Raw genomic sequence first — 13325 nt, forward strand, 5'->3', positions numbered from 1 at the left:
GCCACGATGCACCGACGGGTCAGCCAGCTCCTTAGCTTCCTCCGCACGACGCTCGTTGGCGGCGTCGTCTTCCTCTTGCCGCTCGCTGCGGTGGGATGGCTGCTCGCCCAAGCGGTGCAGATTGGCTGGAGCGTTGTCTCAGCCGTGCAGAGCTACCTGGCCGATCACGAGGGAGACCCCATCGGCGCCTACGCCGAGCTCGGGCCGGGGGCGTACGCGCTGCTCCTCCTCGCTTCGCTGGTGCTCCTGGTGGGGGTCGCGTTCGTCGCGGGGATCGTCGCGCGGCGTTCGCTCGGGCAGTGGTTCAGCGAACGGGCCGAGCGCTACCTGTCGATGCTGTTCCCCCGCTACGCCGTCTTCAAGGACCAGCTGACCGGCAACCTCGGGACCGGCTCGCTGCAGCCCGTGGTCGCCCGCGTGGCGGGCTGGACGCGGATCGCCATTGAAGTCGAACGCGACCCGGTGGCGGGCGTCACCGTCTACCTTCCAAGCAGCCCCGACCCGTGGACCGGCACGGTCGCCATCGTGCCGCCCGACGCGGTGACGCCAATCGCCGGCGACTTCAGCGAGGTGATGGCGACGTTCGAACGCCTGGGTCGCGGCACGGGCCGGTACGTCGCCACCGCGCACAACGGGTAAGTCGCGTATCCCCCTCCCTTTCAGGGAGGGGCTAGGGGAGGGTGGGATCGTTCAGCACTGAGGATCCCTCCTGTGCCTAGACGGCTTGGACAGGACGACGCTTCGGGAGGGGACGCGTAGACCCTCCCCTAACCCCTCCCTGAAAGGGAGGGGAACTCCCGGGCGCACCTGGTCAACCCACGGATTGGCCAGGTTCGCGAACCCGAATTGTTGGAAGGACCTCGCTCGACGTCCGGGGTCGGCGACAAAAAAAGATCGAAAATCGCGGCGATCTCTCGACGCGGGATTCTCACTCCTCGCGCCGCGGCTCGACGTCGTGGAGCTTCCGGACAAAGAAGTCCCAGGTGCGGCGGTCGGTGTAGGTGCCGCCCGCCCCGTGACCGGCGCCGGGGACGAAGTGGAACTCGAAGTCCTTGTCCGCCTTGATTAGCGCGTCGACTACTTGCAGCGTCGCGGTGGGCGGCACGTTGCGGTCCATCTCGCCGACGATCAGCAACAGGTCGCCGCGCAGCTTGCCCGCCTGCGTGACGTTCGACTGCTCGGCGTAGTGCGGACCGACCGGCCAGCCCATCCACTGCTCGTTCCACCAGACCTTGTCGGTGCGGTTGTCGTGGCAGCCGCAGTTGCTAACGGCCGCTTTATAGAAGTCGCCGTGATGCAGCAGCGCGGCCATGGCGGTCTGTCCGCCCGCCGACGTGCCGCGGATGCCGACGCGCGTGAGGTCTATCGCCGGCTCGTGTTCCGCCAGCGCCCGCAGCCAAGCGATGCGGTCCGGGAAGCCGCCGTCGACCAAGTTCTTCCAACAGACGTCGTGGAACGCCTTGCCGCGATGGTCGGTCCCCATGCCGTCGAGCTGCACGACGATGAAGCCGAGGTCGGCGAACTGTTGCGAGCGGTGCAGGGTGGCGAAGCGCTTCGGGCAGTGCGACGCGTGGGGCCCGGCGTAGTGCTCCTCGACGACCGGGTACTTCTTCGCCGGGTCGAAGTTGGTCGGCCGGCAGACGACGCCGTAGATGTCGGTCTTGCCGTCGCGACCCTTCGCGACAAACCGCTGGGGCGCCCGCCAGCCCGCCGCCTCGAGGGCCGCCGTGTCGCCGCGCTGCAGTTCCACGACGAGCCCGCCGTCGCCCGCGCGACGCAGTTCGGTCACCGGCGCCAGGTCGACGCGCGAATAGGTTGCGATCAGCCAACGGCCGTCGGGCGACCACTGCGCCTCGTGGCTGCCGTCCCCATCGGTGAGCGTGACGACAGACGGGTCATCGAGACTCACACGACAATGGTGCTCGTAATAGGGGTCTTGGTCGGCGTGAACGCCGCCCGCGCGGAAACTAACCTCGCGTTTCTCGGCGTCGACATGATCAACGCGACGCACCACCCACGGCCCCCGCGTCAGCTGCCGCTTGACGGCGCCCGTCGTCAAATCGACCAGGTAGAGGTGATTCCAGCCGTCGCGTTCGCTGGTCCAGAGCGCCTCGTCGGTGTCGTCGATCCGGTAGAGCCAGCACTTCCCCTCGCCCGAATAGTGAACGAACGTTGGGGAGCTTTCCTCGATCAGTGTCTGCACCGCGCCGCTCGCCGCGTCCGCCTGCAGCAACCGTACGACCTGGTGGCCACGCTGGTTGAAGACGAACGTGAACGCCGAGCTGTCGGGCTTCCAGCGGAGGTCGCCGGCGGACCAAGGGTTCTGCCACAGGGTTTCGTCGAGCGGCGTCTCGTCCGCGTCGCCGACCGCAAACAGGTGGGGACGCCGCCACGGCAGATTGTCCCCCGGCTTGTCGTATTGGTGTTCGTGCAGCTTCGGCTGGAGCTCGTCGGCCGGCGACGACTCGATGAGCTGCACCGTGCGGCCGCCACCCGGCACGTTCTCCCAAGCAACGAAGCGTGTTGAGTCGGGCGACCAAGCGACCCGGGCGTCGTACGACCCGTCCCGAAGCGGCGCCGCCATTTTGACGAACGACTCGCCCGATGCGGTGTCGACGAGCACGAGCGCCCCGAGCCGCTTCTCGACGCGCCAGCGGCCGTCGGGCGAGCGCGGGCTTGGTTTGCCGCCGGGTCCGCTTGGCTCGTTGGCCGAGCGCTCCATCGGTTGAACCTCGTCCGCCACGGGCGCTCCGTCCCGTTGAGAGAGCTGGTCGCCGTCCCAATCCCACCACGTCTCGTCGATCCGCAACGCGAGGCGGTCGACCCCTTCGGGGGCGATCCGATCGATCTTCATCCGCTGGGGGTCGCGGTCGCGGTCGGTCGCCTCCGCCAGCGCCCCGGCGAGCGCGGCGTGGTCGAAGGCGACTTGCTGCGCGCCCGACTCGGCGTCAACGAGCCAGTACTCGCGGCGCCCCGCGCCGAGATTGGCGGCGTACCAAAAACGCGTTGGCGAAACCCAGTGCGGCTCGACGCGGTCGTGCGTCACTTGCTCGGCAAACTTGGCTTCGAGCGAGAGGGCGCGGTCGTAGTCGGACTTGGTCCCCTGAGCGGCGGCAATCGACGCCGTGGCAGCGAGACCAAAGAGCCAACCCGTCATTCGTTGAAAGGAGCGATGCACCGCGGGCCTCTTTGGCGAGCAGGAGGGAATCCCCCCACTCTAACTCGCGGCGCCGTCGGGTTCCGACATTGACGCCCAACGTGCGAGGAGGGCCCGTCGCCATGGGGCGGGGCGCAAAAAAGCACGGGCCGGGATTCCCGAAGGAAGCCCGGCCCGTGTCGTTATTCACACTCTGTAGCGACTGGTGTTCTTACGAACTCAGTTGCAGCCGCAGTCGGCAGCCGGCGCCGGGGCGCAACCGCCGCAACCGCCAGCGGCGGGGACGGTGACTTCCTGGGCGACCATCTTGCAGACGGTGACCGGGACTTCCTTGGTGACCGTGGTCGGGACACAGACCGTGTAGGTCTCGGTCTTTTCCTCGGGAACGCACGAGTAGGTCGTGACCGTGTAGGTCTCGGTCTTCTCTTGCGGCACGCACTCGGTGTACGTGACTTCCTTGGTCATCGTCTCGGGGACGCAGGTCATCACGGTGTACTCACGAGTCCGGGTCTCGGTGTTGCACTTGGTGACGCTGACCGTGCGGGTCTTCTCCTCGGGGACGCACTTCATGACCGTGTAGGTCTTGGTGCGCTCCTCGGGGACCATTGTGCAGACCTTGACGGTCTTGGTCTTGGTCTCGGGGACGCACTTCATGACCGTGTAGGTCTTGGTGCGCTCTTCGGGGACCATTGTGCAGACCTTGACGGTCTTGGTCTTGGTCTCGGGGACGCACTTCATGACCGTGTAGGTCTTGGTGCGCTCTTCGGCCTTGCACTTGGTGACGTTGACCGTGCGGGTGCGCTCTTCGGTCGTGCACTTGGTGACGTTGTACGTGTAGGGCACCTCTTCGGTGACGCACTCGTAGGTCGTGACCGGCACTTCCTTGGTCTCGCAAGTCGGGACCCAGACCTTCTGGCAGACGGTCTTGGTGGCGCAGCCACAGCCGCCGCACTCACCACAACCGCCGCAGTCGCCACAGCCGCCGCAAGGCGAGCCGCAACCACCACCGCAGGCCGAACCGGCCGACGAACCGCCGCCGCAACCAACCTCAACCATCTGCGTCTCGTAGTGGCCACCCGAGACCTGGACGGTCTTCATCGTGGTCGTGGGGACGCGCTTGGTGACCGTGCGGGTCGCTTCGACCGTCTCGGTGTAGGGGACCTGCACCGTGTAGGTCTGCTCGACCTGCTCGGTGTAGGGGACCATAACCGTGTAGGTCGAGGTCTTCTCTTCGGGAACCTGCGTCATGACGGTGTACTCGACCGTCTTGTCCTCGTAAGAGGGGACCATGACCGTGTAGGTCTGGGTCTTCTCTTCGGGGACGCGGGTCATGACGGTGTACTCAACCGTTTTGTCCTCGTAGGAGGGGACCATGACCGTGTAGGTCTGGGTCTTCTCTTCGGGGACCTGCGTCATCACCGTGTAGGTCTGCTCGACCTCTTCGGTGTACGGGACCTGGACCGTGTACTCTTGGGTCTTGGTCTCGGGGACCTGCTTCATGACGGTGTACTCGACCGTCTTGGTCTTGGTCTCGGGGACCATGACCGTGTAAGTGCGGGTCTTCTCTTCGGTCTGCGGGACACGGGTCATGACCGTGTAGGTCCGCTCGCGGGTCTCGGTGGTGTACTCGGTCGAGTTGACCGTGCGCATCTCCGTGACTTGCTGCGGGACGTAGACCGTCTTGGTGACCATCGTCGGGCCACAGGCGGCGCTGCTGACGGCAGCTCCACCGCAACCGCCGTCACAACCGCCACCGCAATCGCCACCACAGTCGGTGGTCGTCGCTTCGCTACAGCCGGAGCTGCAGCCACAATCCGAACAGGCCATGGCCTGTGTGCCCGCAACGAGCAGTGCAACTGCCGGAAGCAGGGCGAACAAAGTGCGCCGCATCGAGGGTGTCCTCCCAAAAGAATGAAAAAAACGCGTTTTCGAAACGTCTAGTGAGGCAGCCAGCGTGCGAAAAACGCGTAACTAGCGATCTACCGACGGATTTCACCTACCCACTGGGCCACGATTCTAACTTGCCTAGATTGGCCGTCAATGAACGTCGACCCAGATATCCCACATTGCCCGTTCGGCATTTACGTCGCCTCGCTATTCGACGACCGAATACGACAAAACGGTTCTGTGAGTCGAAAAGCTAGGCCATCGGAGCAAATGGGGCGATGTTCTGGCGCCTAAAAATCACAGAAATCTCGGAATGATCCTTACGATCGGCTCCCCAAATCGAACGTCCTCCCCCGCCGCGACGCCCAGGGGTAGGGGGCGTCGCGGCGGGAGGGCGCGCATTGCGTTAGGCCGCTGGGCCGACGCGGCTCTCGCGCCGGCCCAGCGGGCAATCGATCGAAACAGGCAAGCGGGCGATTCTTCTGGTGGTCGGTCGACTCAGGAGATCAGTCGACTCACGTGATCAGTCACCAGGGAAGGGATCAGTCACCAGGGATCAGTCAACGATGTCGATGAGCTCAATCGTGAAGACGAGCGTCTCGTTGGGGCCGATGGCGCCCGGCGCGCCGCGGAGGCCGTAGGCGATCTTCGCCGGCAGGAAGACCTCCCACTTGGCGCCGACCTTCATCATCTGCAGCGCCTCGGTCCAGCCGTCGATGACGCCGCCGACCGGGAACTCGGCCGGTTGGCCACGCTTGTAAGAGCTGTCGAAGACTTCGCCCGAGATGAGCGTCCCTTCGTAGTGGCAGCGGACCGTGTCGCGGAGGCCGGGCGAGTCGCCCTCGCCCTCTTCGATGACGCGGTACTGGAGGCCCGAATCGGTCTCCTGGACCCCTTCCTTGCCGCGGTTCTCCGTGAGGAACTTCTCGCCGCGGACCAGGTTCTCTTGGGCTTCTTGCGCCATCTTTGTTTCCGCCTTCTGTTGCATGAGTTGTTGAAAGCGGTCCATGACCGCCGCGACTTGCTCGTCCGTCAATTGGGGCTCCGCGCCACTGAGGCCGTCGCGTAGTCCCGCCACGATGGCGCCGAGGTCGACCGGCGCCGCGTCGTCGGCGAGCCGGCGCCCGAGGTCGAGGCCGATGCAGTAACCGACTTTCTCGTTGAAGCGGGCTGCTTCGTCGTCAGGCTGGCCAGCGGGCTCACCCGGGGGCGGCAATTCGACTTCTTGAGACATGGCGGGCACGGCGGTTAGGAACGCCGCGAGGGCAAACGAGGCAGCCGCGAGGGCGACACGCATCGGGAAGACTCTCGGAGGGATAGCGGTGGGATGCAAGGGGCAGCAGGCGCCGACCATCGGCGGAATCCGTAGGTTAACACACGCCCCGCCGGGCCGCGTAGGGCGTCAATTGATCGCCAGCGAAGCCGCGCGGGGTTAGAATTGGGGCGAATCTCCTCCTCCCACCGGAGCGCCTCCAACCGGGGTGGGCTCCGCCGGCCGGATTGGTTCGGCCCCGAAATCGTCATGACCCCTCGATACGCCAGCCGCCACCGTTCGACCCGGCTTACCGGCTTTACGCTGGTCGAGCTGCTGGTGGTGGTCGCCATTATCGGGGTGCTGGTCGCCCTGCTACTGCCAGCAGTGCAGTCGGCGCGCGAAGCGGCCCGGCGGACGCAGTGCGTGAACAATCAGAAGCAGATCGTGCTGGCGGCGATGAACTACGAGTCGGCCGAGGGCCGGCTGCCGCCGTCGGGGCTCGTGGGCATCTTCTCGAAGACCTACGCCGAGGAGCCGTACGAGGCGGTCGATCAGCGGTACGGGCAAATGACCAGCTGGGCGGTGCTGCTGCTCCCGTACCTAGGAGAGACGCCGCTTAGCGATCGGTTCGACCTCGGCAAGAGCGTCCTGGAGCAGGCTGGGGACCCGCAAGCGGTGTCGTTGGCCTCGCTGACTTGCCCGTCGGACGCCGCCACGGGGCGCTTTTTCAGCGACGAGGAGCTCACGGCAGGCAAGCAGTTCGCCAAGGGGAATTACGCCGTTTATACGTCCCCGCACCACACCGACGCCCAACTGGTCTACCCCGGCGCCTTTTTGGCGCGGCCGCTCTCGCTGCGGCGGATCACCGACGGGTTGGGGAAAACCCTCGGAGTCAGTGAGGTGCGGACGCACCCCCGCACCAGCGACGAACGAGGCGCCTGGGCCCTCGCCTGGACCGGGGCGTCCCTGCTAGCCCTCGACATGCACCACGCCAAGACGATCGCGGGGGGCTGGACCCAGGAGTACTACCTCGACGTGTCGCTGGCGCACAAAGCGCAGATGCCGAACTTCGTCGATCCTCAGGCGTTCACCGCCGAGGGCGCCGGGCAGATTATCGGGGACACGACGGTCCGCTGCCCGCCACTGCGTGGCGACGAATGGATGACGCTCGTCCGCGATGGGATGCCGTGCCATCCCTGGATTGGGCTGGAATCGCCGGTCACGTTCGGCACGGTCGGCCTGGGAGGCTACCAGTCGGCCGCTCCCAGGAGCCTCCACCCCGGGGGGGTGAATGGGGCGTTCCTCGACGGGCGGGTGGAGTTTATCTCCGACGACATCGACCCGGTGGTGATGGCGTTGTCGATCGATATCCGCGACAACACGCTGGCCGAGGCGATCAATCGGTCGACGGCGTCGCGGTGAGGAGCCGCAGCGGTCGCGTTCTGCAGCGCCTGGACGCCCTACCAGCGGCGGGCGATGATGGGGGGCTACCTACTATACCCCCCTCCGGGCGCTGACGCTTCCGGCTCGCCGGCCCCTCTCGGGCTGGTGGCGCCCCGCCCCCGTTCCGAACCCTGCCCGCGCCGTGTCCTACAACCTGACGCATCTCAAGCAGCTCGAAGCCGAGAGCATCCACATCATCCGCGAGGTGGCTGCCGAGTTTGACAACCCGGTGATGCTGTATTCGGTCGGCAAGGACTCCGCCTGCATGGTGCGGCTAGCCGAGAAGGCCTTCGCGCCCGGCAAGCCGCCGTTTCCCTTGATGCACGTCGACACGACGTGGAAGTTCAAGGAGATGATCGAGTTCCGCGACAACTACATCAAGAACGACCTCGGCTGGGACCTAATCGTCCACAGCAACGAGGAGGGGATTAAAGAAGGCGTCGGACCGTTCACGCACGGCAGTGATGTCCACACCCGGATCATGAAGACGGTCGCCCTCAAGCAGGCGCTCGACAAGCACGGCTTCGATGCGGCGTTCGGCGGCGCCCGCCGCGACGAGGAGAAGTCGCGGGCCAAGGAACGCGTCTACAGCTTCCGCGACAAGAGCCACGCCTGGGACCCGAAAAACCAACGCCCCGAGCTGTGGAACTTGTACAACGGCCGCGTGAACCGCAGCCGCGGCGAGTCGATCCGCGTCTTCCCGATCTCGAACTGGACGGAGCTCGACGTCTGGCAGTACATCCACCTCGAGCAGATCCCGATCCCAAGCCTCTACTTCTCGGCCAAACGCCCGGTGGTCAAGAAGGACGGCGTGCTGATCTACGTCAACGACGACCGCATGCCGATCGAAGAGGGCGAGGTCGTCGAGGAGAAGATGGTCCGCTTCCGCACGCTGGGCTGCTACCCGCTGACCGGCGCGGTGGAGAGCGAAGCGACGACGCTCCCGGAGATCATCCAAGAGATGCTGCTCACGACCACCAGCGAACGCCAAGGCCGCGTGATCGACCACGACCAGGCGGGCTCGATGGAAGAGAAGAAAAAAGAAGGCTACTTCTGATTTGATTCACCACAGAGCCACAGAAAGCTCTGAGAAGGAAAAAATACGAGACGGGATTAACAGGATCGACTGGATGAGAAACACCAGCAGCATCCTGTAAGTCCTGTTCATCCTGTCTAAAAAGCCCATGCTATGAGCCACCAATCCGATCTAATCGCGACCGACATCGACGCCTATCTCGAGCAGCACGAGAACAAGGAGCTTTTGCGCTTCCTGACTTGTGGCTCGGTCGACGACGGTAAGAGCACCCTCATCGGGAAGCTGCTCTACGAGTCGAAGATGATCTACGAGGATCAGCTCGCCGCCATCGAGAAGGCGTCCGTCACGCACGGCACCACGGGGGGTAAGATCGACCTCGCGCTGATGACCGACGGCCTCAAGGCCGAGCGGGAGCAGGGGATCACGATCGACGTGGCGTACCGCTATTTCTCGACGGCGAAGCGCAAGTTCATCATCGCCGACTGCCCGGGCCACGAGCAGTACACCCGCAACATGGCGACCGGCGCCAGCACCTGCGACCTAGCGATCATCCTCGTCGACGCCCGCGACGGGCACGGCGTGATGACCCAGACCAAGCGGCACTCGTTCATCGTCTCGCTGCTCGGCATCAAGCACGTGCTGATCGCGGTCAACAAGATGGACCTCGTCGGTTGGTCGGAGGACCGCTTCGAGCAGATCAAGAAAGACTACCGCGAATTCGCGACGCGGCTCGATATGCCGGACCAGCACTTCATCCCGATCAGCGCGTTGGAAGGGGACAACCTGATCGACCGCAGCCCCAACACGCCATGGTACGAGGGCTCGACCCTCATGCACCACCTCGAGAACGTACACATCGCGAGCGACCGCAACCTGATCGACTTCCGTCTGCCGGTGCAGTACGTCAATCGGCCGAACCTCAACTTCCGCGGCTTCTGCGGCACGATCGCGTCGGGCAAGATCTCGCCGGGTGACGAGTTGATGGTGCTGCCGAGCAAGAAGCGGACCCGGGTCAAGTCGATCGTCACCTACGACGGCGATCTCCAAGAGGCGTTCGCCCCGCTCGCCGTGACGATCACGACGGAGGACGAGGTCGATATCAGCCGCGGCGACATGCTGGTGCGGCCCGACAACGTGCCGACGGTCGCCGACAAGTTCGACGCGACGCTCGTCTGGATGGACGAGAAGGCGCTGACGCCCGGCAAGGACTACTTCATCAAGCACGGCACCAAGCTGACGCCGGGCCGGGTGAGCACGCTCCGCTACAAGATTGACGTCAACACGCTGCACCGCAGCCCAACGCCCGTGCTCGCCCTGAACGAGATCGGCCGCTGCGAACTAAGGCTGAACGCGCCGATTGCGTTCGATGGCTACAAGCACAACAAGGGGACCGGCGCCTTCATCATCATCGACCAGGTGACCAACGTCACGGTCGGCGCCGGCATGATCCTCGACCGCAAGACGGCCGCCGCCGAGGGCGACCTCTGGGAGACCGAGGCGAACGAGGACCTCATCGCCGCCGCCAGCGCCGTCACCGCCGACGAACGGGCGGCCCGCTACGGCCAGAAGCCGGCGACCGTGCTGCTGACCGGCCCGCCGGCTTCCGGCAAGACGCCGATCGCCGCGGCGGTCGAGCGGCTGCTGTTCGACCAGGGCCGCGCCGTGGTGGCGATCGACGGCCAGACGATGCGTCGCGGCCTGTCACGCGACCTGTCATTCACAGCGGAGGACCGCAGCGAAAATCTCCGCCGCGCGGCCGAGGTCGCCAAGACGATCAACGAAGCGGGCCTGATCACGATCGCCGCCTTCGTCGCCCCGCAGGAGTCGGTTCGCCTTAAAGCGGCCGAGGTGGTCGGCGCCGACCGCTTCTTGGTGGTGCATGTCGACGCCCCCGAAGCATGGCGCCGCGAAAACGACGAGCAGGGCGTCTACGCCAAGGCCGACGCGGGCGAGATCCAGAACCTGGCGGGCGTCTCGCTCGACTACGAACCGCCCGCGAAGCCCGACCTCGTCGTGAAGCCCGCTGAGAAGACGTTCGAAGAGTGCGCCGCGGCGGTGGTGAAGCTGCTCGAAGAACGCGGCGTCGTCTGATCCCAAAAGGCCCGCCAACCACGTTTGGAAAGTGAGCCCTAAGCGTCAGCGCCGGGAGTCAAAGCGGGTACACGGCGCCACTCCCGGCGCTGACGCTTAGGGCTCCCCGCTCACGAAATGGTTTGTCCAATGGAAGGACCTTGAGGATGGACGGCCCCAAGCCTAGAAGGCGGCGGTGGTTCGCTCTCCGCTTTGGTCTCGCGACCCTCTTGTTCCTCACCGCCTGCGTCGCCGGCTATCTGGGCGGCTACGACTACGGGATGCGTCGGGCGCTCGAAGACCAAGGCCCGCTGGCCGTCTCGATGCGAGTCTATTGGGTCGGCGACCTGATTCAACCGATCGACCATGCTGCCGAACGCGACGTTCTGGATCGTGACTTTGACGAGCTCGTCGATTTGATTACGTCGACAGTTTACTCCAATGAATGGAAGTCCGACGACGCCTTTCTGCGCCGGATCCCGGCCGATGAAAGTCTCGTCATCACCTCTCGCAATCGTTGCCACAGCGAGATTGCCGAGCTGCTAAAACAACTGCGGCGCCCCGTGCCTTGAGCGCGGTGGGTTCGACCTATTTTTTGAAGCCGACGAAGAAGACGTTCGAAGAGTGCGCCGCGAGGTGGCGAAGCTGCTCGAAGAACGCGGGGTCGTCTGATCCAACAAGCGCCCGCCAACCACGATTAGAAAGGGAGCCCTAAGCGTCAGCGCCGGGAGTCGAAGCGGGTACACGGCGCCACTCCCGGCGCTGACGCTTAGGGCTCCCCTCCAACGTCGTGGTTCGTCCAACGGAAGGATCGTGGATAGCTAAGCTTGTTTCTAATCGGCCGCATCCGCCTCGATCGTGAAGTGATCGACGTCGACGTACCCCGCTGGCGATGCCTCGCCCTGACAGAAGAGGCCGACCTTCGCGCCGATCCACTTCCCTTCGCGGGCCTGGAAGACGTCGCCCAGATCGGGCCACGCTTCGCCGTTGCAGCGGGCGCTGAAGCGACACACGCCGCCGTCGCGGACCTCGACGCTCAGCTCGACCGTGGCGTTGTCGTCGAGCCGCACGAGGTCGTCGCTCGTTTCGGCCGTCCCGCGTTCGGCGTTTGGGCACGTCTGGCGGACGATGCAGAGGCCCCCCGATGACTTCTTCAGGCCGACGTAGGCGTAATCCCTCCCCATGACGACGAGGCCCGCCGTCTCGCCCGACTGCATCGCGCGCGGATCGATCACGCAGGTCGCGGTGAACGCCGGCGCCGGGAACTTTTGTAGCAACAGGTGCGGGGCGTCCCACAGGTTGCGGTAGCCGGTGGGGAGCTGCGCGGCGGTGAGTCGTAGCCAACCGCGCCGGGCGGTCAGCGAGGCCCACTCGCTGCGTGGGTTGGCGTGCCACTGCCATTGCCGGCCGAGCTGCTTGCCGCCGAACGTATCGCTCGTCGCGGGGACCTTCACGGGGCCGCCGGCGACGGGCTCAGCGTGATTCAGCACCGGCTGGCCTTCGCCGTCGCCGTCGGGGTCGTCGCCGATGACCGGCCAATCATCGACCCACCGCATCGGCTGGAGGTGGACGATGCGGCCGTAGGGCTGCTTCTCTTGGAAGTGGAGGAACCAACTCGAGCCGTCCGGCGCGTCGACCCACGCGCCTTGGTGCGGGCCGTTGATGGCGGTGTCTCCCTGCGCGAGGACGCGGCGGACCTCGTAGGGGCCGCGGACGTGGCGTGAGCGGAGGACGATCTGCCAGCCTTCGGCGACGCCGCCGGCCGGGGCGAAGATGTAGTAGTAGCCGTTCCGCTTGTAGAACTTGGGGCCTTCGACCGTCGGGTGCTCGGCGTGGCCGTCGAAGACGATCCAGCCCTTGTCGATCGCCTTGGTCCCGTCGGCGTTGAGCTCGACCACCGTCAGCAGGCTGTTGACGCCGGCGCGCGAGTGGGCGAAGGCGTGCACCATGTAAACGCGTCCGTCGTCGTCCCACAGCGGGCAGGCGTCGATGTTGCCGTGCGCCGGCTTCACCAAGACCGGCTTCGTCCACGCGCCTCCCGGGTTCTGCGTGCGGACCATGTAGACGCCGAGGTCGGGATCGCCCCAGTAGATGTACCACCAGCCGTCGTGGTGGCGGATCGACGGCGCCCACACGCCGTCACCGTGGCGTGGCGTGTCGAACGTCTTCCCCGCGTATAAACGCGGAAGCGCGTGGTTGACGAGCTCCCAGTTGACGAGGTCGCGCGAGTGCAGGATTGGCAATCCCGGCACGCAGTTGAACGACGACGCGGTTAGGTAGTAATCGCCGTCGAAGCCCGCCACATCAGGGTCGCTGTAGTCGGCGTACAGCACCGGGTTCTGGTAGCCGCCGGCGCCGTCGTCTGGCGACCAGGGGGCGGCTTGCGGGTCCTCCGCCAACACCGTGCCGGCGGGCAGCAACCACAGCAGCAGAAGGGGTAAGATTCGCATCGGTACCCGCTGATGAAATTCGCTAGA

9 protein-coding genes are annotated in these 13325 nt (G+C 65.5%); 5 read left to right on the forward strand and 4 right to left on the reverse strand.

Annotation, left to right across the window (positions count from 1 at the left end; translation table 11 throughout):
* Positions 1-6: 6 nt before the first annotated feature.
* The gene (locus Pla108_RS07865) at positions 7-639 is read left to right on the forward strand and encodes a hypothetical protein (RefSeq protein ID WP_146444307.1); all 633 of its coding nucleotides are present in this window, start codon (positions 7-9) and stop codon (positions 637-639) included.
* A 289-nt stretch (positions 640-928) separates the two neighbouring features.
* Here Pla108_RS07865 and Pla108_RS07870 read toward each other — a convergent pair whose 3' ends face one another.
* The 3 genes from Pla108_RS07870 to Pla108_RS07880 all read right to left on the reverse strand — a co-directional run bounded on the left by Pla108_RS07870 (position 929) and on the right by Pla108_RS07880 (position 6341).
* Positions 929-3178, reverse strand: coding sequence for a S9 family peptidase (locus Pla108_RS07870; protein WP_146444308.1), 2250 nt, complete (start codon positions 3176-3178; stop codon positions 929-931).
* 198 nt (positions 3179-3376) lie between these two features.
* The gene (locus Pla108_RS07875; protein WP_146444309.1) at positions 3377-5047 is read right to left on the reverse strand and encodes a hypothetical protein; all 1671 of its coding nucleotides are present in this window, start codon (positions 5045-5047) and stop codon (positions 3377-3379) included.
* A gap of 553 nt (positions 5048-5600) precedes the next feature.
* Entirely contained in the window at positions 5601-6341 is a 741-nt protein-coding gene (locus tag Pla108_RS07880) for an FKBP-type peptidyl-prolyl cis-trans isomerase (RefSeq protein ID WP_197526346.1), read from the reverse strand.
* A gap of 225 nt (positions 6342-6566) precedes the next feature.
* Here Pla108_RS07880 and Pla108_RS07885 point away from each other — a divergent pair, with 225 nt between their 5' ends.
* From Pla108_RS07885 to Pla108_RS07900, 4 genes are all read left to right on the forward strand, one after another.
* Positions 6567-7721: a DUF1559 domain-containing protein gene (locus tag Pla108_RS07885; protein ID WP_146444311.1), complete on the forward strand. Its 1155-nt coding sequence runs from the start codon at positions 6567-6569 to the stop codon at positions 7719-7721.
* A gap of 163 nt (positions 7722-7884) precedes the next feature.
* A complete protein-coding gene (cysD, locus tag Pla108_RS07890; RefSeq protein WP_146444312.1) occupies positions 7885-8799 on the forward strand; it encodes a sulfate adenylyltransferase subunit CysD in 915 nt (304 codons plus the stop codon).
* 132 nt (positions 8800-8931) lie between these two features.
* Positions 8932-10869, forward strand: a complete 1938-nt coding sequence (gene cysN / locus Pla108_RS07895) for a sulfate adenylyltransferase subunit CysN (RefSeq protein WP_146444313.1) — start codon at positions 8932-8934, stop codon at positions 10867-10869.
* Positions 10870-11015: 146 nt separating this feature from the next.
* Positions 11016-11420 (forward strand): hypothetical protein, encoded by a 405-nt coding sequence (locus Pla108_RS07900; protein ID WP_197526347.1) that lies wholly within the window; start codon positions 11016-11018, stop codon positions 11418-11420.
* Between the two features lie 261 nt (positions 11421-11681).
* On the opposite strand, the gene Pla108_RS07905 is transcribed toward Pla108_RS07900, so the two are convergent.
* The gene (locus Pla108_RS07905; RefSeq protein ID WP_146444315.1) at positions 11682-13298 is read right to left on the reverse strand and encodes a glycoside hydrolase family 43 protein; all 1617 of its coding nucleotides are present in this window, start codon (positions 13296-13298) and stop codon (positions 11682-11684) included.
* Positions 13299-13325: the final 27 nt, after the last annotated feature.

The sequence above is a fragment of the Botrimarina colliarenosi genome (assembly GCF_007859955.1).
Lineage (GTDB): Bacteria > Planctomycetota > Planctomycetia > Pirellulales > Lacipirellulaceae > Botrimarina > Botrimarina colliarenosi.

Coding starts and splice junctions, on each gene's coding strand:
- Pla108_RS07865 (WP_146444307.1), top strand. CDS start 7: ATGCACCGACGGGTCAGCCAGCTCCTTAGCTTCCTCCGCACGACGCTC.
- Pla108_RS07875 (WP_146444309.1), bottom strand. CDS start 5,047: ATGCGGCGCACTTTGTTCGCCCTGCTTCCGGCAGTTGCACTGCTCGTT.
- Pla108_RS07880 (WP_197526346.1), bottom strand. CDS start 6,341: ATGCGTGTCGCCCTCGCGGCTGCCTCGTTTGCCCTCGCGGCGTTCCTA.
- Pla108_RS07885 (WP_146444311.1), top strand. CDS start 6,567: ATGACCCCTCGATACGCCAGCCGCCACCGTTCGACCCGGCTTACCGGC.
- cysN (WP_146444313.1), top strand. CDS start 8,932: ATGAGCCACCAATCCGATCTAATCGCGACCGACATCGACGCCTATCTC.
- Pla108_RS07900 (WP_197526347.1), top strand. CDS start 11,016: ATGGACGGCCCCAAGCCTAGAAGGCGGCGGTGGTTCGCTCTCCGCTTT.
- Pla108_RS07905 (WP_146444315.1), bottom strand. CDS start 13,298: ATGCGAATCTTACCCCTTCTGCTGCTGTGGTTGCTGCCCGCCGGCACG.